This window comes from Bacillus sp. 1735sda2, from assembly GCF_024159245.1.
In the GTDB taxonomy this organism is placed as follows: Bacteria; Bacillota; Bacilli; order Bacillales; family Bacillaceae; genus Bacillus; species Bacillus pumilus_O.
Genome location: NZ_JAMYWZ010000001.1, coordinates 2,314,549 through 2,340,761, shown reverse-complemented (window position 1 = coordinate 2,340,761; position 26,213 = coordinate 2,314,549). Strand labels below are relative to the sequence as shown.

At 41.8% G+C, this 26,213-nt stretch carries 29 protein-coding genes; 24 read left to right on the top strand and 5 right to left on the bottom strand.

Annotated features, from left to right (window positions below; all coding sequences use genetic code 11):
* From bcd to NKR21_RS12060, 7 genes are all read left to right on the top strand, one after another.
* Window positions 1-1,095: a branched-chain amino acid dehydrogenase gene (bcd, locus tag NKR21_RS12090; RefSeq protein ID WP_003215658.1), complete on the top strand. Its 1,095-nt coding sequence runs from the start codon at window positions 1-3 to the stop codon at window positions 1,093-1,095.
* Window positions 1,096-1,128: 33 nt separating this feature from the next.
* Window positions 1,129-2,250 carry a butyrate kinase gene (gene buk / locus NKR21_RS12085; RefSeq protein WP_088000307.1) on the top strand — a complete coding sequence of 374 codons (1,122 nt, stop codon included), beginning with the start codon at window positions 1,129-1,131 and terminating at the stop codon, window positions 2,248-2,250.
* Window positions 2,240-3,664 (top strand): dihydrolipoyl dehydrogenase, encoded by a 1,425-nt coding sequence (gene lpdA / locus NKR21_RS12080; RefSeq protein WP_144457723.1) that lies wholly within the window; start codon window positions 2,240-2,242, stop codon window positions 3,662-3,664. The genes buk and lpdA overlap by 11 nt, the downstream gene beginning before the upstream one ends.
* Before the next feature lie 17 nt (window positions 3,665-3,681).
* Entirely contained in the window at window positions 3,682-4,674 is a 993-nt protein-coding gene (locus tag NKR21_RS12075) for a thiamine pyrophosphate-dependent dehydrogenase E1 component subunit alpha (protein ID WP_012010510.1), read from the top strand.
* Window positions 4,675-4,686: 12 nt separating this feature from the next.
* Window positions 4,687-5,670, top strand: coding sequence for an alpha-ketoacid dehydrogenase subunit beta (locus NKR21_RS12070; RefSeq protein ID WP_144457726.1), 984 nt, complete (start codon window positions 4,687-4,689; stop codon window positions 5,668-5,670).
* Window positions 5,671-5,688: 18 nt separating this feature from the next.
* Complete coding sequence (locus tag NKR21_RS12065) at window positions 5,689-6,945, top strand: dihydrolipoamide acetyltransferase family protein (protein ID WP_144457728.1); 1,257 nt, start codon at window positions 5,689-5,691, stop codon at window positions 6,943-6,945.
* A 65-nt stretch (window positions 6,946-7,010) separates the two neighbouring features.
* Window positions 7,011-7,304 (top strand): YesK-like family protein, encoded by a 294-nt coding sequence (locus NKR21_RS12060; protein WP_144457730.1) that lies wholly within the window; start codon window positions 7,011-7,013, stop codon window positions 7,302-7,304.
* A 15-nt stretch (window positions 7,305-7,319) separates the two neighbouring features.
* Here NKR21_RS12060 and NKR21_RS12055 read toward each other — a convergent pair whose 3' ends face one another.
* Window positions 7,320-8,213, bottom strand: a complete 894-nt coding sequence (locus tag NKR21_RS12055; RefSeq protein ID WP_144457732.1) for a YegS/Rv2252/BmrU family lipid kinase — start codon at window positions 8,211-8,213, stop codon at window positions 7,320-7,322.
* Between the two features lie 170 nt (window positions 8,214-8,383).
* Here NKR21_RS12055 and NKR21_RS12050 point away from each other — a divergent pair, with 170 nt between their 5' ends.
* The 6 genes from NKR21_RS12050 (at window position 8,384) to NKR21_RS12025 (ending at window position 12,916) form a co-directional block, all read left to right on the top strand.
* Window positions 8,384-8,821 (top strand): BrxA/BrxB family bacilliredoxin, encoded by a 438-nt coding sequence (locus tag NKR21_RS12050; RefSeq protein ID WP_012010506.1) that lies wholly within the window; start codon window positions 8,384-8,386, stop codon window positions 8,819-8,821.
* Window positions 8,822-9,016: 195 nt separating this feature from the next.
* Window positions 9,017-9,781 (top strand): transporter substrate-binding domain-containing protein, encoded by a 765-nt coding sequence (locus tag NKR21_RS12045; protein ID WP_144457734.1) that lies wholly within the window; start codon window positions 9,017-9,019, stop codon window positions 9,779-9,781.
* Window positions 9,782-9,907: 126 nt separating this feature from the next.
* Window positions 9,908-10,564: an arginine ABC transporter permease ArtQ gene (gene artQ / locus NKR21_RS12040; protein WP_144457736.1), complete on the top strand. Its 657-nt coding sequence runs from the start codon at window positions 9,908-9,910 to the stop codon at window positions 10,562-10,564.
* Window positions 10,557-11,279, top strand: a complete 723-nt coding sequence (gene artM / locus NKR21_RS12035; RefSeq protein WP_003215712.1) for an arginine ABC transporter ATP-binding protein ArtM — start codon at window positions 10,557-10,559, stop codon at window positions 11,277-11,279. The genes artQ and artM overlap by 8 nt, the downstream gene beginning before the upstream one ends.
* A 121-nt stretch (window positions 11,280-11,400) precedes the next feature.
* On the top strand, window positions 11,401-12,354 hold the full coding sequence (locus NKR21_RS12030; RefSeq protein WP_144457738.1) for an aromatic acid exporter family protein: 954 nt from the start codon (window positions 11,401-11,403) through the stop codon (window positions 12,352-12,354).
* 52 nt (window positions 12,355-12,406) lie between these two features.
* Window positions 12,407-12,916, top strand: a complete 510-nt coding sequence (locus NKR21_RS12025) for a L,D-transpeptidase (protein WP_012010502.1) — start codon at window positions 12,407-12,409, stop codon at window positions 12,914-12,916.
* Between the two features lie 41 nt (window positions 12,917-12,957).
* Here NKR21_RS12025 and prli42 read toward each other — a convergent pair whose 3' ends face one another.
* Window positions 12,958-13,050, bottom strand: coding sequence for a stressosome-associated protein Prli42 (gene prli42, locus NKR21_RS12020; protein WP_186299664.1), 93 nt, complete (start codon window positions 13,048-13,050; stop codon window positions 12,958-12,960).
* Window positions 13,051-13,152: 102 nt separating this feature from the next.
* Between prli42 and mce the strand changes: the two genes are divergently transcribed.
* The 4 genes from mce to NKR21_RS12000 are packed head-to-tail and all read left to right on the top strand — an operon-like array spanning window position 13,153 to window position 16,648.
* Complete coding sequence (gene mce, locus NKR21_RS12015; protein WP_144457740.1) at window positions 13,153-13,575, top strand: methylmalonyl-CoA epimerase; 423 nt, start codon at window positions 13,153-13,155, stop codon at window positions 13,573-13,575.
* The gene (locus tag NKR21_RS12010; RefSeq protein WP_012010499.1) at window positions 13,562-15,031 is read left to right on the top strand and encodes an acyl-CoA carboxylase subunit beta; all 1,470 of its coding nucleotides are present in this window, start codon (window positions 13,562-13,564) and stop codon (window positions 15,029-15,031) included. Before mce ends, NKR21_RS12010 begins: the two co-directional genes overlap by 14 nt.
* Window positions 15,032-15,047: 16 nt before the next feature.
* On the top strand, window positions 15,048-16,169 hold the full coding sequence (locus NKR21_RS12005; protein ID WP_144457742.1) for a M20/M25/M40 family metallo-hydrolase: 1,122 nt from the start codon (window positions 15,048-15,050) through the stop codon (window positions 16,167-16,169).
* 14 nt (window positions 16,170-16,183) lie between these two features.
* Window positions 16,184-16,648 carry a chemotaxis protein CheW gene (locus NKR21_RS12000; RefSeq protein WP_088000287.1) on the top strand — a complete coding sequence of 155 codons (465 nt, stop codon included), beginning with the start codon at window positions 16,184-16,186 and terminating at the stop codon, window positions 16,646-16,648.
* Window positions 16,649-16,977: 329 nt separating this feature from the next.
* Here NKR21_RS12000 and NKR21_RS11995 read toward each other — a convergent pair whose 3' ends face one another.
* The 3 genes from NKR21_RS11995 to NKR21_RS11985 all read right to left on the bottom strand — a co-directional run bounded on the left by NKR21_RS11995 (window position 16,978) and on the right by NKR21_RS11985 (window position 19,591).
* On the bottom strand, window positions 16,978-18,330 hold the full coding sequence (locus tag NKR21_RS11995; protein WP_253602517.1) for an IS1182 family transposase: 1,353 nt from the start codon (window positions 18,328-18,330) through the stop codon (window positions 16,978-16,980).
* A 133-nt stretch (window positions 18,331-18,463) separates the two neighbouring features.
* Window positions 18,464-19,282, bottom strand: a complete 819-nt coding sequence (locus tag NKR21_RS11990; RefSeq protein ID WP_058014732.1) for a membrane protein insertase YidC — start codon at window positions 19,280-19,282, stop codon at window positions 18,464-18,466.
* A gap of 27 nt (window positions 19,283-19,309) precedes the next feature.
* Window positions 19,310-19,591, bottom strand: a complete 282-nt coding sequence (locus NKR21_RS11985; RefSeq protein WP_012010495.1) for a hypothetical protein — start codon at window positions 19,589-19,591, stop codon at window positions 19,310-19,312.
* A gap of 179 nt (window positions 19,592-19,770) precedes the next feature.
* On the opposite strand from NKR21_RS11985, the gene NKR21_RS11980 reads away from it, so the two are divergent.
* From NKR21_RS11980 to NKR21_RS11950, 7 genes are all read left to right on the top strand, one after another.
* Window positions 19,771-20,763, top strand: a complete 993-nt coding sequence (locus NKR21_RS11980) for a carbon-nitrogen hydrolase family protein (protein ID WP_119125707.1) — start codon at window positions 19,771-19,773, stop codon at window positions 20,761-20,763.
* A gap of 144 nt (window positions 20,764-20,907) precedes the next feature.
* Window positions 20,908-22,152 carry a DNA polymerase IV gene (locus NKR21_RS11975; RefSeq protein WP_012010493.1) on the top strand — a complete coding sequence of 415 codons (1,245 nt, stop codon included), beginning with the start codon at window positions 20,908-20,910 and terminating at the stop codon, window positions 22,150-22,152.
* 98 nt (window positions 22,153-22,250) lie between these two features.
* A complete protein-coding gene (gene gndA, locus NKR21_RS11970) occupies window positions 22,251-23,660 on the top strand; it encodes an NADP-dependent phosphogluconate dehydrogenase (RefSeq protein WP_088000283.1) in 1,410 nt (469 codons plus the stop codon).
* Between the two features lie 117 nt (window positions 23,661-23,777).
* Window positions 23,778-24,626, top strand: a complete 849-nt coding sequence (locus NKR21_RS11965; RefSeq protein ID WP_012010491.1) for a GRP family sugar transporter — start codon at window positions 23,778-23,780, stop codon at window positions 24,624-24,626.
* Window positions 24,627-24,638: 12 nt separating this feature from the next.
* Window positions 24,639-25,424 carry a glucose 1-dehydrogenase gene (locus NKR21_RS11960; RefSeq protein ID WP_144457917.1) on the top strand — a complete coding sequence of 262 codons (786 nt, stop codon included), beginning with the start codon at window positions 24,639-24,641 and terminating at the stop codon, window positions 25,422-25,424.
* A gap of 140 nt (window positions 25,425-25,564) precedes the next feature.
* Window positions 25,565-25,876 (top strand): PTS sugar transporter subunit IIB, encoded by a 312-nt coding sequence (locus NKR21_RS11955; protein WP_012010489.1) that lies wholly within the window; start codon window positions 25,565-25,567, stop codon window positions 25,874-25,876.
* A 3-nt stretch (window positions 25,877-25,879) separates the two neighbouring features.
* Window positions 25,880-26,212, top strand: a complete 333-nt coding sequence (locus tag NKR21_RS11950) for a PTS sugar transporter subunit IIA (protein WP_012010488.1) — start codon at window positions 25,880-25,882, stop codon at window positions 26,210-26,212.
* Window position 26,213 lies beyond the last annotated feature (1 nt).

The following is a 26,213-nucleotide window of genomic DNA, read 5'->3' as shown; positions in this document are numbered from 1 at the left end:
ATGGAACTTTTTAAATATATGGAACGATATGATTATGAGCAGCTTGTATTTTGTCAGGATGAACAATCTGGCTTAAAAGCGATTATTGCCATTCATGATACAACACTTGGGCCAGCACTAGGCGGGACAAGAATGTGGACGTATGAAAACGAAGAAGCAGCGATCGAAGATGCGCTTCGTCTAGCAAGAGGGATGACTTATAAAAACGCAGCAGCAGGTCTGAATCTTGGCGGCGGGAAAACAGTGATCATCGGTGACCCAAGAAAAGATAAAAATGAAGAAATGTTCCGTGCGTTTGGACGCTACATACAAGGATTAAATGGCCGCTATATCACAGCAGAGGATGTCGGTACAACGGTTGAAGATATGGATTTGATTCATGAAGAAACAGACTTTGTGACAGGTATATCTCCTGCATTTGGTTCTTCAGGAAATCCGTCTCCTGTTACGGCTTACGGTGTATATAAAGGGATGAAAGCTGCTGCCAAAGCTGCATTCGGTACCGATTCATTAGAAGGAAAAACGATTGCAGTCCAAGGTGTTGGGAATGTCGCGTACAATTTGTGTAAACATCTGCACGAAGAAGGTGCGCAGCTAATTGTCACAGATATCAACAAAGACTCTGTAAAACGAGCTGTAGAAGACTTTGGCGCAAAAGCAGTAGACCCTGACGACATTTATGATCAAGCATGTGATATTTATGCACCTTGTGCACTTGGTGCAACGATTAATGATGTAACGATTCCTAAGCTGAAAGCAAAGGTTATCGCAGGTGCAGCGAATAACCAGCTGAGAGAAACGCATCATGGCGATCTGATTCATGAAATGGGCATTGTGTATGCACCTGATTATGTAATCAATGCAGGCGGCGTCATTAACGTTGCTGATGAACTGTATGGCTATAATGCAGATCGTGCGATGAAAAAGGTAGAAGGTATTTACCAAAACATTGAACGCGTCATTGAAATTTCAAACCGTGATGCCATTCCAACTTATAAAGCGGCAGACCGATTGGCGGAGGAGCGAATTGAAAGAATGCGCAAATCAAGAAGTCAATTCCTGCAAAATGGCCAACATATTTTAAGTCGTCGCTAATTTGAAGAATGAGTTGAAACGGAGGTTTTCTTTTTGCTGACAAAAGAATGGCGTATTCTCACAATTAATCCTGGCTCTACTTCAACAAAAATCGGTGTGTTTCACAATGAACGATCTATTTTTGAAACGACACTGAGACATACAGATGAGGAATTAAAGCAATTCCCTCATATTATTGATCAGTTTTCATTTCGTAAAGAAACCATCCTGAAGACGCTGCATGAACAAGGGATGAACATCTCAAAGTTTGATGCAGTTTGTGCGCGCGGCGGTCTTCTTCGTCCGATTGAAGGTGGGACATATGAAGTCAATGAGCAAATGGTGCAAGACCTAAAAGAAGGATATGCTGGCCAGCATGCATCTAATCTGGGCGGTATCATCGCACGAGAAATTGCACTTGGCTTGAACATCCCAGCTTTTATTGTCGATCCAGTTGTAGTGGATGAGCTAAAACCAATTGCTCGTATTTCAGGTCTGCCAACGATTGAAAGAAAAAGCATCTTCCATGCATTAAATCAAAAAGCAGTCGCAAGAAAAACAGCTGCATCTTTTGGGAAGCGCTACGAAGATTTGAACATGATTATTACACATATGGGCGGCGGCATCACGATTGGTGTCCATGAAAAAGGGAAAGTCATTGACGTCAATAATGGACTGCATGGCGAAGGCCCTTTCAGCCCGGAGCGAGCGGGGACCTTGCCAACTGGTGACCTTGTCAACCTTTGCTTTTCTGGTGAGTACAGCCAAGAGGAAATGCTGAAGCACATTATTGGTGAAGGTGGTCTTGCGGGCTACCTTGGTACGACAGATGCTGTGAAAGTAGAGCGGATGATTGAAGCAGGCGATGAACGAGCAGCGCTGATTTATGAGGCGATGTGCTATCAAATTGCCAAGGAAATCGGTGCGGCTAGTGCTGTCTTAAAAGGCGCAGTTGACGTCATTGTTCTAACAGGCGGACTTGCGTATAGCAAACAAATTACATCAAGTATTAGAGGTCACATTGACTGGATTTCAGATGTAGTCGTGTATCCAGGTGAAAATGAACTGCAATCCTTAGCAGAAGGTGCACTTCGTATTTTAAAAGAAGAAGAATCTCCGAAAGAATACCCAAATGATCAACAGATGAAGAAAGGAGTGACAAGTCATGGCAACTGAATATGACCTCGTCATTCTTGGTGGAGGCACTGGCGGCTATGTAGCGGCCATTCGTGCCTCACAGCTTGGATTGAAAACAGCAGTTGTAGAAAAAGAAAAGCTTGGCGGAACGTGTCTCCATAAAGGATGCATTCCGTCTAAGGCGCTGCTTAGAAGTGCTGAAGTTTATCAAACCGTCAAACGTGCTGCTGATTTTGGCGTTGAGGCAAATGGCATTGCCTTGCAGTTTGCCAATGTGCAGAAAAGAAAAGCAGAGATTGTAGAGAAACTAGCAGGCGGCGTTAAACATTTAATGAAACAAGGGAAAATTGATGTTTATGAAGGGATCGGCCGCATTCTTGGTCCATCTATCTTTTCACCAATGCCAGGAACCATCTCCGTAGAAATGGCAAATGGAGATGAAAATGAAATGCTCATTCCAAAGCAGGTCATCATTGCGACAGGTTCAAGACCACGTGTGCTGCCTGGGCTTGAAGCAGATGGGACGCACATACTTACATCAGATGATGCACTAGAACTGCCAGAGCTTCCGCAGTCGATGCTCATTGTCGGCGGCGGGGTGATCGGAATCGAGTGGGCTTCTATGCTCAATGATTTTGGTGTGAAGGTGACGGTGATTGAATTTGCAGATCGCATATTGCCGACAGAGGATCATGACATTTCTAAAGAAATGGAAAAGCTTTTATCTAAAAAAGGCATCACCTTTGTGACAAATGCGAAAGTACTGCCAGATACCGTCAAAAAGCAGGAGGACCTCGTGACGATTCAAGCAGAAAAGGATGGAGACATTCTGACGTTTGAAGCAGAAAAACTTCTTCTATCAGTCGGCAGAGTACCAAATATTGAAGGCATTGGTCTTGAAAACACAGACATCCAAACAGAAAAACAAGGCATTGTCGTGAATGAACATTATCAAACGAAAGAATCACATATTTATGCAATAGGAGATGTCATTGGCGGACTTCAGTTGGCACATGTGGCTTCACACGAAGGCATGATTGCTGTGGAGCATATGGCTGGTCAAAATCCAAAGCCGCTCGATGAAACGCTCGTTTCTAAATGTGTTTACTCTCACCCGGAAACCGCTAGTGTTGGACTCACTGAACAGGCGGCAAAAGAGCAAGGCTTCGAAGTCAAAATGGGGAAATTCCCATTCATGGCGATCGGAAAAGCACTTGTATACGGGGAGTCAGATGGATTTGTCAAAATCATTGCTGATCAAAAGACAGATGATATTTTAGGGATTCATATGATTGGTCCTCATGTCACAGATATGATATCAGAAGCTGGATTAGCTAAAGTACTTGATGCAACGCCGTGGGAAGTCGGGCAAACAATTCACCCGCACCCAACCTTATCAGAGGCGATTGGCGAGGCAGCCCTTGCTGTTGACGGGAAAGCGATCCATTTTTAATCAAGGAGGGAAATAAGATGAGTAACATGCGTCATCATGAATTAGGATTATCTGATGAACAAGCAATTGATATATACAGAACAATGCTTCTAGCAAGAAAAATTGATGAACGGATGTGGCTTTTAAACCGTTCAGGTAAAATTCCATTCGTCATTTCTTGTCAAGGGCAGGAAGCGCAGCAAGTTGGTGCTGCTTTCGCTCTCAATAGAGAAGAGGATTACGTCTTACCTTACTACCGTGATATGGGGGTTGTCCTTGCATTTGGAATGACAGCAAAAGATTTAATGATGTCAGGTTTTGCAAAACAAGACGATCCAAACTCAGGTGGCAGACAGATGCCAGGACATTTTGGACAGAAATCCAATCGAATTGTGACAGGATCTTCACCTGTTACAACCCAGGTTCCACATGCAGTGGGAATCGCACTTGCTGGACGACTAGATCAGAAAAACTTTGTCAGCTTTGTCACGTTCGGTGAAGGCTCTTCAAACCAAGGTGATTTCCACGAAGGGGCTAACTTCGCTGCTGTGCATAAGCTGCCTGTTATTTTCATGTGTGAAAACAATAAATATGCAATTTCCGTGCCGTACGACAAGCAAGTAGCTTGTGAACGCATTTCAGATCGTGCGATTGGGTACGGAATGCCTGGCGTAACCGTTGATGGCAATGATCCGCTTGAAGTATATGCCGCTGTCAAAGAAGCGAGAGACCGTGCGGCAAGAGGCGAAGGACCAACGTTGATTGAAACGATCTCTTACCGTTTAACTGCGCATTCAAGTGATGACGATGATTCAAGCTATCGAGAAAAAGAAGAAGTGCTCGAAGCGAGAAAGAAAGATCCGCTCATCAAATATGAAACGTATTTAACCGAAGGAAACGTCATGACTTCAGAAATGAAAGAAGAGATGACAAAAGAAATCATGCAAATCGTAAACGAAGCCACTGATGAAGCGGAAAACGCTGCTTATGCTGATGCTGAAAGCGCACTTCGTTACGTGTATGCGGAGTAAGGGGGAAGAAAAATGCCTGTTATGTCATATATAGACGCCATTACAATGGCAATGAAAGAAGAAATGGAGCGAGATCCGAAAGTGTTTGTGCTCGGAGAGGATGTCGGGAAAAAGGGCGGTGTATTTAAAGCGACAGCGGGTCTCTATGAGCAATTCGGAGAAGCGCGCGTCATGGATACACCTCTTGCAGAATCAGCCATTGCTGGAGTTGGGATTGGGGCAGCGATGTATGGAATGTGCCCAATTGCAGAGATGCAATTTGCGGATTTTATCATGCCTGCCATTAACCAAATCATTTCAGAGGCGGCGAAAATTAGATACCGCTCAAATAACGATTGGAGCTGTCCGATGGTCATCCGCGCACCTTATGGGGGCGGAGTTCACGGGGCGCTTTATCATTCACAATCAGTTGAAGCGATTTTTGCCAACCAGCCTGGTTTGAAGATTGTCATGCCTTCTACGCCTTATGATGTAAAAGGTCTTTTAAAAGCTGCGGTACGAGATCCAGATCCTGTATTGTTCTTTGAACACAAACGTGCCTACCGTCTCATTAAAGGAGAAGTACCTGACGAGGATTACACACTTCCTATTGGAAAAGCAGATGTGAAACGTGAAGGCGATGATATCACGGTCATTACATATGGCCTCTGCGTCCATTTTGCGCTGCAAGCAGCAGACCGCCTTGCGAAAGATGGCATTTCTGCGCATATTCTCGATTTGAGAACAGTGTACCCGCTTGATCAGGAAGCCATTATTGAAGCGGCATCAAAAACAGGCAAAGTGCTTCTTCTAACGGAAGATACAAAAGAGGGCAGCATCATGAGTGAGGTAGCGGCGATCATATCAGAGCATTGCTTATTTGATTTAGACGCACCAATCAAACGTCTAGCCGGACCAGAAATCCCAGCAATGCCTTATGCACCGACGATGGAAAAATTCTTTATGGTCAACCCAGATAAGGTAGAAGCTGAAATGAGAGAGCTAGCGGCGTTTTAAGAAAGAGGAGGGTTTCAAGTGGCAACTGAACAAATGAAAATGCCTCAGTTAGGTGAAAGTGTAACAGAAGGAACCATCAGCAAATGGCTCGTTTCACCTGGCGATCATGTGAATAAATACGATCCAATTGCAGAAGTCATGACGGATAAAGTGAACGCAGAAGTCCCGTCATCTTTTACAGGAACCATTACAAAGCTATCAGCTGAAGAAGGCGATACACTTCAAGTAGGAGAAGTGTTCTGTGAAATTGAAGTGGAAGGCAGCTCACAGCAAAGTGCAGAAGAAGAAGCGGCACCTGAGCAAAGTGAAGCACCTGAAGCAGATCAAACAAAAGAGGATCAAAGTCAAAAGAAACGCTACTCTCCAGCGGTCCTTCGTTTAGCAGATGAGCACAGCATTGATTTAGCGGCAGTGCAAGGAACAGGAGCAGGTGGAAGAATCACAAGAAAAGATTTACTTCAGCTGATTGAAAGCGGCGGCATGCAAGAGAAGGCAGCACCTGTGAATGAACAGGCAATCAAGCCAGAGCCTGTGCAGTCATCAAAACCAAAAGCGTCGCCTTCCATCTCTACAATGCCTGGTGATGTTGAACTGCCAGTCACGCCAATCAGGCAGGCGATTGCGGCAAATATGCTGAGAAGCAAACATGAAATTCCGCATGCATGGACAATGATGGAAGTTGATGTGACAAACCTTGTGACTAGAAGAAATCAGCTCAAGGACCAATTTAAAGCAAAAGAAGGCTTTAATTTGACGTTCTTTGCGTTCTTTGTCAAAGCAGTGGCACAGAGCTTAAAGGAATTCCCAGAAATGAACAGCATGTGGGCTGGAGATAAAATTGTGCAAAAGAAAGCGATCAATGTCTCGATTGCTGTTGCAACTAATGACGCTCTTTTTGTTCCAGTCATTAAGGATGCAGATGAAAAAACGATTAAAGGCATCGCTAAGGAAATTCATGAGCTTGCTTCCAAGGTGAGACAAGGTACGCTGAAGCAAAGTGACATGGATGGCGGCACCTTTACTGTAAACAACACGGGATCATTTGGTTCTGTACAATCTATGGGAATCATTAATTATCCGCAAGCGGCGATTTTACAAGTAGAATCGATCGTGAAGCGTCCGGTGATTGTAAATGGTATGATTGCAGCGAGAGACATGGTTAACCTTTGTCTCTCATTAGACCACAGAGTTCTCGATGGTCTTGTATGCGGCAGATTCCTTCAACGGATTAAACAAATTCTTGAAGGCATTGACGAGCAGACATCTGTTTACTAAAACAAGAATGTCCCCCTCCCGCTATGGAGAGGGGGATTTCCCCATGATGAGAAAGGAGCGATGATATGTCTGGACTAGACTTTTTTGCATTTTTAACGATTGGACTCATGTTTATCACAGCAATTGCGTTCGCATTTCTTCGATATATTTCTAAATCACGCAATCATCCTGAAAGATTACTACTGATCATAACAATCGTTTCTATTATTCAAGTTTTGTATTGCTTGCTGCTTGTCGGTGGATTTAAAGGGGCAGCGAATAGCCTTTTAGGAATTTCTCTTCTTATCGGAACGCTGCTCGGATATGCACTTGAATATTTATACAGACGCTATATCAAAAAAACGCCCGAAAAAGAATGATCTCGGGCGTTTTCTTTATTCTGCTGGAATAATAAAGGTCAAATGCTGTTTTAACACTTCTAAAGAAGCAGGTGCTGTCATGTACACTTCGCCATCTGTATCAGCATCCATTTCCTCTTTTGTGTGGATCTGAATACTGGATGCTTGAATGAGAGAGAGGTCGCCGGTGAAGTCTTCCAGCTCTTCCCGGTTCATAGAAAAGATCTCTTTTAGAGCAGAGAAGCTCGTATTTCTGCAAATTAAGATTTCTGCTTTCCCATCATCAATTGCTGCACTCGGCAAATCAATTTTATTTGTCCCGATAAAATGTCCATTCATGACAAGAACGATGACAGCTTCTTCTTCCCAGCTTTCCTCCTCTGTTTCGACTCGTACGTGAAAGGGCTCTGTTTGCTGCAAGGTGCGCAGGGCACTTGTGAAATAGCTGATTTTGCCGAGTACCGCTTTTTCCTTGTCATTAATATTGTTGGACGTGTCTGCAATGAGCCCAATTCCCCAAAAGTTTAACAAGTATCGATCTTCTGCCTTGATTAAGTCGACCTTTTTTTCTACGCCATCTATTATCATTTGAGCGGCTTTTTGCATTTGTTGCGGGATACCAAGGGTTCTAGAAAAGTCATTGCATGTCCCGCCTGGTAAAAGCGCTACAGCCGGCCTTTTTTCTAACCCGCCGATGCCATTCATACATTCATGCACGGTTCCATCTCCGCCTAATATGATCAGCAATTCTATTGTCTCATCAATTGTACGACAGAACTGATAAGCATCATTTGGCTCCTTTGTTGGTTTAAGAATGAGTTCATCAATATGTAGAGAAAGAAGAGGTACTGTTTGACCGAGAACTTTTTCCATGCTTTTTTGTCCAGCATTTCCATTATAAATGAGCATCGCTTTTTTGAATTGTGCCATCACGCAGTTCTCCCTTACATCTCTTTACCATCACTTTTCCCCAATTTCGCGGCGTATAAACGATGTTCAGAAAAAGTGGGGAATGAAAAGACAACACATTTGCTCGCAGGCGTTTTCCTTGATATGATGTTGTTAAAATGGTTTTGGCATGCTAAAGGAGTGGACGGACAATGAATATTGATTTTAATTTATTTATGAATGATATTGTGAAACAAGCGAGAGAAGAGATCAAACAGGCTGGCTATACTGAGCTTACATCATCTGAAGAAGTAGATGAAGCACTGTCTAAAAAAGGCACGGCACTTGTGATGGTGAATTCGGTATGCGGATGTGCTGGCGGTATTGCAAGACCAGCTGCAGGCTATTCTGTTCATTACGATAAGCGACCAGATCAATTGCTGACTGTGTTTGCTGGACAAGACAAAGAGGCAACAGCAAGAGCCCGTGAATACTTTGAAGGCTTCCCGCCATCTTCACCATCCTTTGCATTGTTAAAAGATGGAAAGATCATTAAAATGGTCGAACGCCATGAAATTGAAGGACACGAGCCAATGGAAGTCGTGTCAAAGCTCCAAGCTGCGTTCGATGAGCATTGCGAAGAAATGTAACGTGTGACGTTTGAATGATGACATATAAAGCAGTCCGGTCTTTAGATCGGTCTGCTTTTTGTTTTATAAGACCATTGAATCAAAATAATTTTAGCAAAATACTATTGCATCTTAAAAAGAAAGTGTTTAAAATACATTATAGTGAATAAATATTCAAAACAATACATGATTTTAAATACTAGGAGGCATTATCTTATGAAAAAGTGGTTATTATTACTTATGACAGCTGGTCTTGCAGCTGCACTCGTAGCTTGTGGAACTTCTTCTAATAATTCAAACGCATCAGGAGATGACAAAACACTCGTTATGGCGACATCAGCAGATTATCCGCCATTTGAATCAAAAGACGGAGATAAAATTGTCGGTTTTGATGTTGATCTTGCAACAGCACTAGCGAAAAAGAACGGCTACAAGCTAGAAATTCAAGATATGGATTTTGCAAGTCTTGTATCAGCGCTTAAAACAAATAAAGCTGATATTGTCCTTGCAGGCATGACTCCTACAGAAAAACGTAAAAAACAATTAGATTTCTCTGATGTTTATTACAATGCTAAAAACTTAGTTGTCTCAAAGAAATCTAGCGGAATGAAAACAGAGAAAGACTTAAAAGATAAAACAGTCGGCGTTCAATTAGGTTCGATCCAGCAGGATGAAGCAAACGGTTTGCAAAAGAAATATAACTTAAAAGTGGAAGACCGCAATAAAATCTCTGATATCATTCAAGAAATCAAAGCAGGTCGTTTTGATGCAGCCATTATTGAAGATAAAGTAGCTGCTGGTTATTTGAAAAAAGAAAAAGACTTCCAAGCCTTTGGATTGAATAGTTCAAACGAAGGTTCAGCTATTGCATTCAAGAAAAATAGCGACTTAACAGCTAATTTTAATAAATCATTAAAAGAAATGCAAGACAATGGCGAACTTGATAAATTAATTAAAAAATGGTTTGCTGATGAAAAATAAGTCAGGAAAAGGATCAGCGTCATTTGCGAAAATTCAGTAGAATGCGCTGAAAAGTTCAACTCATGTTGAACTTTTTTCCTGTTTTATTTTTTGATTTTGTATGAAGGCATAAAAAAGGAGACTGTCATGTTAGATTTTAAAGATGTAATACCTCAGATGCCCTTTATTTTAGAAGGGCTTAAGGTCACACTTTCTATTGTAGTGGTATCACTTTTTCTTGGATTTATCTTAGGAATTTTATTAACGCTTTGCAAAATTAGCGTATTTAAGCCGCTCATTTGGCTTGCAGATTTTTATACGTCCATCTTCCGAGGCACACCGCTTGTGCTTCAATTGCTCATTATTTATTTTGGCCTGCCTCAGCTTCTCGGGTTTCAAATCGATCAATACTGGGCTGCTGTAGCCACATTTACACTAAACTCTGCGGCATACGTATCTGAAATTATTCGTGCTGGTATTAATGCCATTGATAAAGGTCAAAAAGAAGCAGCCGTTGCTTTAGGTATTCCTTATGCTAAAATGATGAAGGACTTATTGCTTCCGCAAGCATTTAAAAATATTTCACCTGCACTTGTGAACGAAACGATTACACTGACAAAAGAATCAGCTATTGTGACAGTCATTGGATTAGGCGATGTCATGAGACGAGCCTATCAAGCAGGTGCCGTCACGTATAATTATCTTGAACCGCTTATTTTTGCCGGTCTCATTTATTATGTCATCGTGCTTGTTCTCACCTTTGTCGGCAAATCGGTGGAAAGGAAGTTAAAATCAAATGATTAACATAGAGAAACTCACAAAATCTTTTGGTAAAAATGAAGTATTAAAAGGGATCGACACCACTATTAAAGAAGGGGAAGTTGTCGCAGTCATTGGACCATCTGGTTCAGGGAAATCGACGTTTCTTCGCTGCATCAACTTGCTTGAAAAGCCGACTTCTGGTGTTATTACGATTCAGGATACTGAAATCACAAACCCAAAAACCAATGCACTCAAAGTGCGTGAGAACATCGGAATGGTATTTCAACATTTTCACCTATTCCCGCATAAAACAGTGCTGGAGAATATCACATATGCGCCAATGAATGTGAAGAATCAATCGAAGGAAGACAGCATCAAACAAGCTGAAGATCTACTGAAAAAAGTAGGCCTTTTAGAGAAAAAAGATGATTTTCCAAACCGCTTGTCAGGGGGTCAAAAGCAGCGTGTTGCAATTGCACGTGCGCTTGCAATGACACCAGACATCATGCTGTTTGACGAACCAACTTCTGCCTTAGATCCAGAAATGGTCAAGGAAGTACTAGAGGTCATGAAAGAGCTGGCTCAATCTGGAATGACACTTGTGATCGTCACTCATGAAATGGGCTTTGCAAAAGAAGTGGCTGACCGCGTGATCTTTATGGATGATGGGAAAATTGTAGAGGATGCAAACCCTGTGCAATTCTTTGAATCACCGTCGTCACAGCGCGCAAAAGACTTCTTACAAAAAATATTATAAAGAAATAAGAGAAGGAGACTTAACATCTCCTTCTTTTTTTGATTATAATGGGGAAAGTAAAAAAAGTTCATCATTTCACAATAAGTGAATAGAAACAAGACAGAAAAGAGTGACTCACATCATGTTTAAAATCGGCTACCGAACGCTGAAAACAGCATTAGGAACAGCGATCGCCATTTATATTGCGCAACTACTTGGTCTTCAAAATTATTCCGCTGCCGGGATTATTACGATCCTGTGTATTCAGGTGACAAAGAAACGGTCTCTTCTCGCATCAGGCGCCCGTTTTGCCGCATGCAGTCTTGCCATTTTATTTTCTTATTTATTTTTCGATCTGATTGGGTATCATCCTTTTGTGATTGGTCTGATGCTGCTTGTCTTTATTCCGACAACCGTATTGCTCCGCATTAAAGAAGGGATTGTCACAAGTTCAGTCATCATCCTCCATTTATACATGTCCGGCGGGATTACCCTTCACCTTATCTGGAATGAGCTACTACTCATTACGATTGGTGTTGGTATGGCGCTAATCATGAACCTGTATATGCCAAGTGTCGATAAAAAGCTCAAACGCTACAGCGAACAGATTGAAGCCAATTTCGCAAAAATCTTTGAGGAAATCGAACAATATTTAATCACCGGGAAACAAGACTGGACAGGCAAAGAAATACCAGAGACACATCAATTGATCAAAGAAGCGAAAGCTCTTGCATATCGTGATGTTGAGAACCATGTCTTAAGACATGAAAACCTGTATTATCATTATTTCAATATGAGGCAAAAGCAATTCGAAATCATCGAGCGTGTACTTCCGAAGATTACGTCCATTTCCATTACAACAGAACATGGACAAATCATTGCAGAATACATTAGAGACTTACGCGAACATATTCACCCAGGGAACACGGCTCATAAGTTCTTAAGACGCCTCATTGATATGAAAGAAGAGTTTGATAAGCTACCGCTGCCGCAAACAAGAGAAGAGTTTGAGGCAAGAGCTGCACTGTTTCATTTCCTCGGAGAAATGGAACAATATTTAGTGCTGAAAAGCTATTTTAAAGGGATGAAAGAATAGAGACGCATGAGTTTCTCCTTCATTGGTCAATCTAATGAAAAAGGAGGAGCCTATGCGTCTTTTATTTTATACCGTATTGACTATGTCCCTTTCACCTATCTGGCCGCTCGGACAAAACCCGCTTCCAGGAGACCCATATGTCATTATTAATAAACAAACAAATGAACTTGCCTATATTGATCAAGGTCAAATCCAAAAAATATATCCAGCTTCAACAGGGAAAACGACAGATTTAACGCCAGAAGGGGAATTTACCATTATGATCAAAGCGAAAGATCCGTATTACAGAAAAAAGAATATCGAAGGCGGTGCGAAGAATAACCCTCTTGGCAGAAGATGGATTGGATTTGATGCACGAGGAACAGATGGCAGAACATACGGAATTCATGGGACGAGTGATGAAACATCGATAGGGAAATTTATTACGGCAGGCTGTGTGAGACTTCATAATCAAGATGTAGAGCTTCTATTTGACCAGCTTCCGGTTGGAACAAAAGTATGGATTACAACATCGACCGATTCATTTGAAAAGCTTGCCAAAGACAAACAGGCCATTCGTTGATTGAACGAATCACCTGCTTGTCTGCTTTTATTAATAAAACCTTATAAAAAGGCTGCGGCTCCTGCTAAAAGTGAAGAAATGAGCAGCAGGCTAATCATGAGCAATACCATGAACTTCATGAATTTCTTAGACATATTGCACCCCTGTAATCGAAGATTTTTTGCGACGAACGCACCTTTCTTTATTCTAGCTCGTTTTTTCAAATGCGACAAGTGATCAACAAAGGAAGTGAACGGATGAATCAAATCGACCATATTGCCATTGCGGTCTTTTCTATAAAAAACACATCTTGCATTCTCCAACAGCTGTTTAACTGGCATTTTTCAGACGTACAAGAGATTCCCGAGCAGGAGATTAAAGCGTCCTTCGCGTCACTTGATCATGTGCACATTGAATTAATTGAACCGATGTCCGTTAGCAGCAAACTACATACTTTTTTAACAAAAAGAGGAGAGGGCCTCCATCATATTGCGTTAAAGTCAGGTGACATACAGGCGGACCTAAATCATCTTGATCATCTTGGCGTGGAGCTTCTTCAACAATCAGCACAGATAGGCGCATGCGGGAAGCAAATTGCATTTATTTCACCAAAAGAAACGTCCGGTGTGTTATTCGAATTGTGCGAGCCCTTAAAAGGAGAGGAACATGGCAATGAATGAATCGTTCAATGACTTGGCGAAATGGCGTGAAAAAGCATTCATGGGCGGTGGCGAGAAACGTGCAGCTGCGCACCGGAACAAAGGTAAACTATCGGTTCGTGAGCGGCTGCATGAACTTCTTGACGGAGGCAGTTTCATGGAAATTCAAGCATTTGCAACAGGCTGCATGTCAGAACATGTCGGTGATGGTGTCGTCACTGGAACTGGACTGATTCATGGAAGGCCGGTATGTGTTTATGCACAAGATGCAACCGTGCATGGGGGTTCTTTAGGCGAAATACATGCCAAAAAAATTGTTTCTTTAATGGATCTAGCAGCTAAAAATCAGATACCGATCATCGGTCTGAAAGACTCAGGTGGTGCGAGAATTCAAGAGGGTGTGGTATCATTAGAAGGATACGGACAGATTTTTAAACGAAATGTGCTGTATTCTGGTCAAATCCCGCAAATATCCGTTATTTTAGGATCTTGTGCTGGAGGAGCAGTCTATTCTCCTGCCTTGACTGATTTTGTGTTCATGACAGAGCAGACAGCTCACATGTTTTTAACAGGTCCGAAAGTCATAGAAAAGGCAACAGGAGAAACAGTTTGTCCTGACCGTCTTGGCGGTGCAAGTGTTCAGCACCAGACAAGCGGGAATGTGCACTATACGGGGAAAGATGAGAAAGACGTGTTAAAAGCAGTTCGAACACTTTTAACGTACATACCAACGAAACAACAGACTGTCACGGATGCCGAAACGAGTAAGCGAGACGCAGATGATCCAGGCAACATCCTGCCGAAGAATCCATCACGCACCTATGATGTCAAACAAGTGGTGACAGCCATCATCGATTCAGACTCATTCTTTGAAACGCAGCCTTGTTTCTCAAAAAATATCGTTACAGGATTTGCCAGATTACAAGGGGCTTCAATTGGTGTAGTAGCCAATCAGCCTAAGGTGCTGGCAGGTAGCCTTGACCTTGATGCTGCTGATAAAGCGGCTAGGTTTATTCGATTTTGCGATGCGTTTCACATTCCGATCTTAACGCTTGTAGACGTCCCTGGTTTTTTACCAGGTGAGAAAGCCGAACATGCGGGAATTATCCGTCACGGTGCAAAGCTTTTATATGCGTACGCTGAAGCGACCGTTCCAAAAATCACCGTGATTTTAAGAAAGGCGTTTGGCGGTGCGTATGTCGCAATGAATAGTAAAGGTTTAGGCGCTGATTTTGTCTATGCATGGCCAGCGGCAGAAATTGATGTCATGGGGAAAACTTTTGCAGACGAAATCGTTCATCCTGCTTCGCGTGAGGTTGAGACGGAGCCAAGTGTATTAAAAGCGGCTCAGGCAGGGCTGATAGACGATATTTTCATGCCGTCTGAAACGAGAGAGCGATTAATTCGCTCATTTGATTTGCTTCGCAGGAAGGAAGAAGATAGACCGTTAAAAAAGCATGGCAACATGCCGCTATAAGAGGAGGAGCATCATCATGATCAATGAAAAACGTTTACTAGACGAATTTTTAGAACTAGTTCAGATTGATTCGGAAACAAAACACGAAGAGAAAATTGTGGAAGTCTTAAAAGAAAAATTCTCGCAGCTTGGACTAAAAGTGGTGGAAGACGACTCAAAAGCAAAAACAGGCCACGGTGCAGGCAACCTGATCTGTACACTGGAAGGCACTCAAGAGGCTGATACCATCTATTTCACTTCTCATATGGACACAGTGGTTCCAGGTAATGGCGTAAAGCCAGTCATTGAAGACGGCTATGTGAAAACAGATGGAACAACCATTCTTGGTGCTGACGATAAAACAGGACTTGCCGCAATGTTTGAAGCAATCCGTGTACTGAAAGAGAAGAATGTACCACATGGAACGATTGAATTTGTCATCACAGCTGGTGAGGAATCAGGACTTGTCGGAGCAAAAGCGTTAGATCCGAAGTTGATGACAGCCGCATATGGCTATGCCCTTGATTCAGATGGCAAGGTGGGAACCATTATCGTTGCAGCGCCAACACAGGCGAAAGTACGCGCAACGATTTACGGGAAAACAGCTCACGCAGGTGTCGCGCCTGAAAAAGGTGTGTCTGCAATTACCATTGCATCAAAAGCCATTGCTAGTATGCCGCTTGGCCGAATTGATGAAGAAACAACGGCGAATATCGGTCGTTTTGAAGGCGGAACGCAAACGAATATTGTGTGTGATCAAGTCGATATCCTTGCTGAAGCACGTTCTTTAGAACCTGCAAAAATGGAAGCGCAAGTAGCGAAGATGAAAGAAGCCTTTGAAAAAACCGCTAAAGAAATGGGCGGAAGTGCCGATGTACACATTGACATCATGTATCCAGGCTTCAAATTCTCTCACGGCGATCAAGTCGTAGAAGTGGCAAAAAAAGCGGCTGCGAAAATTGGCCGTCCATCAGAACTACAGACGAGTGGCGGAGGCAGTGATGCAAACGTCATTGCAGGAAACGGCGTCCCAACTGTCAACCTAGCTGTTGGATATGAAGATATTCATACGAAAAATGAGAAAATGCCGATTGAAGAATTAGTCAAAACAGCTGAAATGGTTCTCGCCATTATAGAAGAAACGACAAATCCATCGTAAAGGCAGGAGACTCTGTGAGCACGCAAAAGATCATTATTTTCCAAGTGGGGCAAGAGGATTTTGGCATCAGTGTAGAACATATTCGTTCGATTGAGAAGGTCCCTTATTTACAAGAAGTATCGAACCTTCCAAAAGAAATAAAAGGACTCATGTCTTTAAGAGGTGAGGTCATACCTGTCAGTGACACAGGCGTGATGCTTCACGGAAAGCCTCTTGATGTGAACGAACAGTCCAAGGTATTGCTATTTGAATTAAACGAACAAATGGTAGGCTGTCTTGTCTCAGATGCAAAAGATATTATTGATATCGAGCTAAGTGAGATCAAGCCATTTCATATGAACACAAAAGCCTCTGAATATTTCTTCGGCGTTGTAGAGAGAGAAAACAAGATGATTTTACAAGTGGACCCGAATAAGTTCCTTGGGAGAATTGAGGATCTCGATCAATTGCCAGCGAGGTTAAAAGAAGAATTGGCATAAAGAAAATCCCCTTATCAAATGATAAGGGGATTCAGCGTGTAGACAAACCCTTGCATTCGGTGTCAGGTCTGCGCTTCGGTGCTCACGAATGTTAAATTCGCTCCGCTCCGATGCTCGTCCTTCCTAGACTTCAAAGGTTTTCTATCACGCTGAAAAGAAGACAAAGTGCTAAAATAAAGATCATTTTAGCACTTTGTCCACAATCTATAACCCCCTTATCAAATGATAAGGGGGTCAGCTTGTAGAGAAACTCATATTTTTCTACAGGCTTTTTTATTTTCATCGTAATTATGATGGATGAGATTTAATGAAAAAGGCCTCCCACACACCTAGCCTAGCTTCGCTAGGTGTGTGGCAATCTTTTTCATGTTCTGGCACGCAGCTGTGAGGAGAACTTGCTCACTCACATTTTGTTTCCCCCTTAACCGGCAGTAGCGAAGCCCATGCAGTTGTTTTGAATCTGCAAAGCTTCGCTCTATTTTTTCTTTTCTTTTTTTATATAGCTCTTTTCCAGAGACAGTTAGACGATTCTGTCTGATCTTTTCTTTATGTTCTTCCCATATGTGTCTTGAGATGACTCTTTGATGATTTTTCGATCTTGTGCATCTTTCAAGGAAAGGACACGATGCACATTTTTTAGGATCTGATTTGTAGAATCGATAACCTTTTCGATCTGTTGTCGTATATAAAAGCTTCTCACCTTTTGGGCATATGTAATGATCATTTTCAGAATCATACTGAAATTTCCACTTCTCAAATAATCCTCTTGTTGGATGAAAACGTCTATGGGCAATGACACCAAAAATATGTCGATCAGATAAACCTTTACAAATTGGTGTTGTCAAATAACCTGAATCAAGCGCAACAGCTTCTACTTGAAAACCAAATCGTGCGATTTGGTGATCTAACCGATCAAGATATGGAACAGAATCATGGACATTTCCAGGCGTGACATGAGCATCGGTGATGATATTATACTTCATATCTGTTGTCCGGTGGTCTAGGTAGAAAAAGCCTTCAGGCTTGTTTTCGCGATATAGATAGCCACTTTCAGGATCAGTCATACTTTGACGAATGTCTTTTTCTGTTTTCACCTCCTCTTTTACCTTTAAGAGCTTTTTTCCATGTGCCACCCGATCTTCTTGGACTGCTTCTTCTAAATCATTGATATAGTTCTGGGTATCTTGTTCAATCGTTTTTCTCGTATATTTATGTTTATTAGCATTGGCTTTAAGATGAGTTGAATCAGTAAAAAGAACGCGACCTCCTACCATATCATGATTGATAGCTTGAAGCACAATCTCATCGAAAATGTCTTGAAAAATCGTTGTATTTTTAAATCGAGTACGACGATTCCAACTAATAGTGGAGTGATGGGGAACGGGATCATTGATGTTCAAACCTAAAAACCATCTATACGCCATGTTATAGTAAATTTCTTTTTCGAGTTGTCTTTCAGAACGGATACCGTAAAGGTATCCGATAAACATCATTTTGAACAAAATAAGCGGATCAAGAGAAGGACGACCTTTAATTTCACTATAATAGGGTTTTACTTTATCTACGATAAATGAAAAATCAATGTACTGATCAATTTTACGAAGCAGGTGATCCTCTTCGACCAGTTGATCTAGCAATACAAATTCGGCTTCGTGCTGAGAAGAATTTCTAGTGTGGAACATGAGAAAAACACCTTCCTTTAGAATGCTTTTCTCTATTATAAAATGGAGTGGTGGAAAATTTAAGGGGAAAAATAAAGCTGCCGAGATTTTCTCGACAGCCTGACCCCCTTATCAAATGATAAGGGGGTTATTTTTATTCAGCAGCTGGGCTCGCTTGGTCGTTTGCCTCAGCTTTTGATTTTGATTTTTGGTACATGACATTCAAAATAATTGTTTGGACTGTGAGTAATAATCCGCTTGTCATCCAGTATAAAGGAAGGGCAGCGGGTGCATTGATTGAAATAAACAGCATCATGATTGGGAAAATCATACCCATTACTTTTGCTTGTTTTAGCGCAGCCTCTGTCTGGGTGCCTGATTGCTTCGCAAATCTTTGCGTAACATAAAATTGCAAGAAATACATAGCGCCTGCGAAGATCGCGACCAATAGATCGGTTTGTCCTAAGTTAAACCATAGGAACGAATGTGTTGCAATCTCAGGTGTAGAGCGGATCGCTGAGTAAAAGCCAAGAACAATTGGAATTTGAATTAGCATAGGCAGACAGCCCATTGCTAGTGGGTTCACATTGTTCTCTTTGTATACTTTCATCATTTCCATTTGTAGTTCTTTTTGTTTTTCAGGTTCTTTCGTTTTCTTCAATTTGCTTTGAATGTCGTCAATTTGAGGTTTCACCAGTGCCATCTTCTCCTGCATCACTCTTTGCTTTTTAAATTGGTTCGCAAAAAGAGGGAAAATCAGCAGACGGACGATCAAAGTCACGAACATAATCGATAAACCATAATCATCATGGAAGAAGTTCGCAAGCCAAATAATCAGCTCCGAAAAAGGCTGGACAAAATAATGATGGAAAAACCCATCAGAGCTCGCATTCGTTTGCCCACTTGCTGCAAAAGCAGGTGAGGCAATCATCATTAAACATAAAGTCGTACAAATCGTTAATAAACGTTTCAATTCGTTTCCTCCTCATTTTTAAAAAAATTAATTAGAGAGAGGAAGCAAATGGTCTTCATCATCGTTTGATGATCGTTTCATTCGAATGACTTTACTAATCCAAGTTGTAATGCGATCATATATGATAAACAGAAAGTCTGTTCGATTCAATAAAGATGCGTCCAACTCTTCCAAACGATGTCCACCGAGGTGTTCGTTCATACGACAGTCTTTTAATAAAAAAGCAATGCCGATGGCCGTCAGCGCTGGAAGAATAATCGTAAAGAATTCAACAAGGAAAAAGACTTCATTGAATGTATCAATAATCATGATTATCACATCCATTTCATTACTCACAGTGTACTATACACATTGTGAAATGTCTAACAGGACCACGTGTTTTCTCTACTGAGTGAAGATCCTTATTTGTATAAAATGGTATTTGTCATCCAAACTTCACCATTCCTATTTTATAATGAGGGGGAATAGAAGAAATGGAGGTTTTGAATATGACAAGTATTTACCCGAAGTTTCGAGCAGCTGCGGTACAAGCAGCACCTATCTACTTAAATTTGGAGGCAACGGTTCAGAAATCATGTGAACTGATCGACGAGGCGGCTTCAAATGGTGCAAAACTTGTGGCATTCCCAGAAGCATTTTTACCTGGTTATCCTTGGTTTGCTTTTATTGGTCATCCAGAATATACAAGAAAGTTCTATCACGAATTATATAAAAATGCAGTCGAAATCCCTAGCTTAGCTATCCAAAAAATAAGTGAGGCAGCAAAAAGGAATGAAACCTACGTTTGTATATCATGCAGTGAAAAAGATGGCGGCTCTCTCTATTTAGCTCAACTTTGGTTTAATCCAAAAGGGGATTTAATAGGAAAGCATCGGAAAATGAGAGCTTCTGTAGCAGAAAGACTGATTTGGGGAGATGGAAGTGGAAGCATGATGCCAGTTTTTCAAACTGAAATTGGTAACCTTGGTGGATTGATGTGCTGGGAGCATCAAGTGCCACTAGATTTGATGGCGATGAATGCTCAAAATGAACAGGTGCATGTAGCATCTTGGCCTGGTTATTTTGATGATGAAATTTCAAGCAGATATTATGCCATCGCGACACAAACTTTTGTGCTGATGACTTCTTCTATCTATACAGAAGAAATGAAAGAGATGATTTGTTTAACGCAGGAGCAAAGAGATTACTTTGACACATTTAAGAGTGGGCATACGTGCATTTACGGTCCAGATGGAGAACCGATCAGTGATATGGTTCCAGCTGAAACAGAGGGAATTGCTTACGCAGACATTGATGTGGAAAGAGTCATTGATTACAAGTATTATATTGATCCAGCTGGCCACTACTCCAATCAAAGCTTGAGTATGAATTTTAATCAGCAGCCTACTCCGGTTGTAAAGCATTTGAATGACAATAAAAATGAAGTGTTAACATACGAGGCAATACAATATCAAAATGGGTTGCTTGAAGAAAAAGTGTAATTTGTGAAACCTTCTCTTTTTTAGAGAAGGTTTTTGTGAGGAAAGATGATATAAATCAATGTATAATTGACCATAAAGAGATTCATCATGTTTGGTTGATTCGAAACTTTTGATCAACATATAGGGATTGAAGAAAATGGGGTTATGCCAATGTCAAATATTATTTTTCATATAGACATGAATGCGTTTTATGCCAATGTAGAAATGGCGTATGATCCTTCTTTGAGAGGGAAACCTTTAGCCATTAGCGGAAATGCGAAAGAGCGTAAAGGGATTGTGGTGACGTGCAGCTATGAGGCAAGAGCGCTAGGTGTAAAGCCTCCGATGCCTTTATGGGAAGCGAAGCGGCTTTGTCCGGGGCTGATTGTCCGTACACCAAATTTTGACCGGTACCGAAGCTCCTCACAAGAGATGTTTACGATACTAAGAGAATACAGCGATTTAGTCGAACCCGTATCTATTGACGAGGGCTATATTGACTTAACGCATACGCCATATGCCGAGCACGCGGTGAAAACGGCTCATGATATTCAAACGAGGCTTGTAGAAGAGCTTATGCTTCCTTCAAGTATTGGCATTGCACCGAATAAATTTTTAGCGAAAATGGCGTCTAATTGGAAAAAACCAATGGGCATCACCATTTTGCGTAAACGAGATGTCCCCCAAATGCTATGGCCGCTGCCAGCGGGTGACATGCACGGAGTGGGACAAAAAACGGCAGATAAATTGAAAACGATTGGCATTCATACCATTGAAGACTTAGCGAAAGCAAATGAGTATACACTAAAGGAATTACTGGGTATCAATGGACCGAGATTAAAGCAAAAGGCCAATGGTGAACATGACGGCATTGTGGACCCAGAAAGAATATACGAATTTAAATCCGTCGGGAATTCGTCAACCCTTCCTCATGATTCTGACGATCCAGATGAACTTGTCGCGTTAATTGATAAGCTGTCACAATCTGTGAGTGCAAGGTTAAGGAGAAAAGAAGTCATGGCAAATCGGCTCCTTATCATGATTCGGTACGCAAGCTGGAAAAATATCACTCGAAGTGTCACCCTCACGAATCCGACAGATCGGAAGGAAGACTTATATGAGGCAGCAAGGCAGTTATTCCTTAAACATTGGAATGACCAGCCTGTGAGGCTCTTAGGTGTGACGGGGACAGACCTTGTAGAACGAAAAGCAGCCGTTAAACAGCTTGATTTATTCTCCTATACAGAAGATGCAAAAGAAGAGCCTCTCCAAACCATTTTAGAAGGACTGAAAGAAAAGTATGGGAAATCACTCGTCCAAAGAGGGATGACCATCAAGGAAAAAGAGAGCAAAACAAGTGGAACAAGTTTTAATAAAGATTTTTTTCAGGACGAAAGAGGAAATGACTAGCCTGAAAACTTGATAAAAGAGGTGATGTTGTGGTAATTTCAAAGGGTACATCATTTCAGCAGTAATCAATATAGTGTGTTAGAAGGGACGTCAGAATTATGTCAAAACAACAAATCGGTGTGGTTGGACTAGCCGTTATGGGTAAAAACCTTGCCCTTAATATTGAAAGCCGCGGGTTCTCCGTGTCCGTTTATAACAGATCTAGCAGCAAAACAGAAGAGTTTCTCGAAGAATCAAAAGGGAAAAATGTTGTAGGCACATATAGCATCGAAGAATTTGTTCAGTCGCTTGAAACACCGCGTAAAATTCTTTTAATGGTAAAAGCTGGTGCAGCAACGGATGCAACCATTCAATCATTACTTCCTCACCTAGAGAAAGGTGACATCTTAATTGATGGTGGAAATACATATTACAAGGATACGCAAAGACGTAATCAAGAGCTTGCGGAAAGTGGTATTCACTTCATTGGTACAGGTGTTTCCGGCGGTGAAGAAGGTGCACTAAAAGGTCCATCGATCATGCCAGGCGGTCAAAAAGAAGCGCATGAGCTAGTGAAACCAATTCTAGAAGCGATTTCTGCGAAAGTAGATGGCGAGCCATGTACAACGTATATCGGCCCAGATGGAGCAGGACATTATGTCAAAATGGTCCATAACGGCATCGAGTACGGAGACATGCAATTGATTTCTGAATCATACTTTATCTTGAAGCATGTGGCAGGATTGTCAGCAGAGGAGCTTCATGAAGTATTCTCAGAATGGAATAAAGGCGAGCTTGACAGCTATTTAATTGAAATTACAGCTGATATTTTCACAAAAGTGGATGAAGAAACAAATCAGCCGCTTGTGGATGTGATCTTAGATAAAGCTGGACAAAAAGGAACTGGAAAATGGACGAGCCAAAGTTCTCTTGATCTAGGTGTTCCGCTTCCAATCATTACTGAGTCTGTTTTCGCGCGCTACATTTCAGCAATGAAAGATGAGCGTGTTGAAGCAAGTCAATTAATCGAAGGTCCTAAGCCAGCGCAATCAGCAGAGAATAAACAAGAGCTGATCGAAGCGGTTAGAAAAGCCCTATTCATGAGTAAAATCTGTTCATATGCACAAGGTTTTGCGCAAATGAAAGCAGCATCTGATGAGTATAACTGGGATTTAAAATACGGTGAAATTGCAATGATCTTCCGTGGTGGATGTATCATTCGTGCAGCCTTCTTGCAACAAATTAAAGAAGCATATGACCGTAACCCAGAACTGAAAAACTTATTGCTTGATCCTTACTTTAAGGATATTGCTCAAAGCTATCAATCATCTCTTCGTAAAGTCATTTCACTTGCAGTGGAGCAAGGAGTTCCTGTTCCTTCATTCTCAAGTGCACTTGCTTACTTTGATAGCTATCGCACAGCTGTCCTGCCAGCGAACTTAATTCAAGCACAGCGTGACTATTTCGGTGCACATACGTATGAACGCACAGATAAAGAAGGCATCTTCCATACAGAATGGATGAAATAAACATAGAACGACTGAAAAACCTTACCCTTCCGTAAGGTTTTTTTGTTTGCATCTTTTCGGCTAAAAATGCGAAAAAGAGGGATGCTATGTAAAAAAGAAAAGAAAGTAGGGATCGAAGTGGGCATCTTATATGCACTTCTCCCAGCGATATTTTGGGGGAGTATTGTTCTCATCAGTGTCAAACTTGGCGGGAATGCATACCAACAAACCCTCGGTATAACGCTTGGCGCATTTATCTTTTCAATTGCAGCCTTCTTTATCAAAATGCCAGAGCTGACACCGTTTATTTTTGCGGTCTCTGTCATTTCAGGCATCTTTTGGAGCATTGGACAAATGAATCAGCTTTCAAGCGTTGCGTTTCTCGGAGTCTCGAAGGCGGTTCCTTTGTCAACGGGCATGCAGCTTGTGAGCACGACTTTATTTGGCGTCATGGTCTTCAAAGAATGGCAAACGATGACGGTCATACTCATTGGTTCTTGTGCCATTTTACTGATTATTGCAGGTGTTGTGCTGACATCGCTCGGTCAAAAAAAGAATGGCGGTGGGAACGATGGAGGCAATTTCAAGAAAGGGATCGTCATTCTGCTTATTTCAACGGTTGGCTACGTTGGATATGTCGTCATTTTAAGGTGGTTTCATATTGATGGCTGGTCTGCCCTTGTTCCGCAATCAGTCGGCATGCTGCTTTCTTCCTTGGCGATTAGTCTCAAGCAGAATCCGTTTAGTAAATATACGTTTAAAAATATCATTGCCGGCCTTGTTTGGTCGACAGGAAATCTCGGACTTCTTTTGGCTATCCCGCTCATTGGTGTCGCGGTCAGTTTTTCGATGTCACAGACAGGGATCGTTATCTCAACATTAGGCGGCATTTATTTATTAAAAGAGAAAGCATCCAGAACAAGCTTTGTCATTGCAGGCTGCTTGATGATCATTGCAGGCGGCGTGCTGCTAGGCTTTACAAAATAGGAGGTTAAACGAATGTATCCAGATTTAGAAGGAAAAACAGTCCTGATCACAGGAGCTGGTACAGGAATAGGTCAAGCGATGGCGCGCCGGTTTGGACAAGAAAAAGCAAATGTGGTGATCAATTATTTCTCAGATCAAGAAAATCCAGATGACACCATTGTGGATATTCAAAAAAATGGCGGACAGGCTCTGAAAATCAAGGGAGATGTCTCGAAGGAAGAAGATGTGCAGGCGATGATTGACAAAGCCGTTGATACATTTGGCAGCCTTGATGTCATGATCAATAACGCAGGTATTGAAAATGAAGTGCCTTCTACTGAAATGACGCTGGATAATTGGAACAAAGTCATGTCGACCAATTTAACAGGTATGTTTCTCGGCTGCCGTGATGCACTGAAGTATATGACAGATCATGGAATAGAAGGATCGATCATCAATATGTCGTCGGTTCACCAGCAAATCCCTTGGCCACATTTCGTGCATTATGCAGCAAGTAAAGGGGGCGCCAAGCTGCTGACAGAAACGCTAGCACTCGAATATGCCCCTAAAAAAATCCGTGTTAACAGTATTGCACCGGGCGCTATCGATACCCCGATTAATGCGGAAAAATTCGATGATCCCGCATTGAAAAAAGGCGTGATTGAACTGATCCCCATTGGTTATATTGGAAAACCTGAAGAAGTGGCAGCATGTGCTGTGTGGTTGGCGTCAAAAGAGGCAAGCTACGTGACAGGCTTGACGCTCTATGTGGACGGCGGCATGACAAAGTATCCTGGCTTTCAAGCAGGAAAAGGATAAGAAGAAAAAAAGAGCGTACACACATACGCTCTTTTTTTATATAAAATACAGACAAATGATTCTAAATGTCTAGACATTTAGAAATAAAAATATATAATATTAACTGGAAGCGCTTTTATTACAACAATGGGGTGAGAGAAATGAAACGTATTTTATTAGCATGCAGTTCAGGTATGTCTACAAGTTTACTAGTTACAAAGATGAAGGCTCATGCCGACTCTATAGGGGACGAGGCAGACATTTGGGCAGTCGGGCAAGATCAAGCGAGAAAAGAAATGGCGAATGCGGATGTTGTGTTAATTGGACCGCAAATGAGCTTCTTAAAAGGGGATCTTCAAAAAGAAGCAACAAAATACGGGATTGCAGTGGAGGTCATCGATATGCAGGCGTACGGGCTTGCCGATGGACAAAAAGCGTATGAACAAGCTGTTTCATTGATGGAGGAATCGTAAAGAATGGAAAAGAAAACACTCGAAGGGCTCACGGAGGAACAAGTCAGTTTTCAATTGATCTTACACAGCGGAAATGCCCGCAGCAAATTGCTTCAATCTCTTAAACAATTTCGAGAAGGTCAAGAAGATGAGGCATTTGGTCTAATGAAAGAAGCAGAAGAAGATTTACGTCATGCACATGGCATCCATTTTCAACTCGTACAGCAAGAGGCAGGTGGGGAGAAAACGCCTTTCTCCTTATTGCTCATGCACGCAGAAGATCACTTAATGTCGACTATGACGATCAAGGAGCTTGTGGGAGAGCTTCTACCGATTTTCCAATCGCTTAAACAATAAA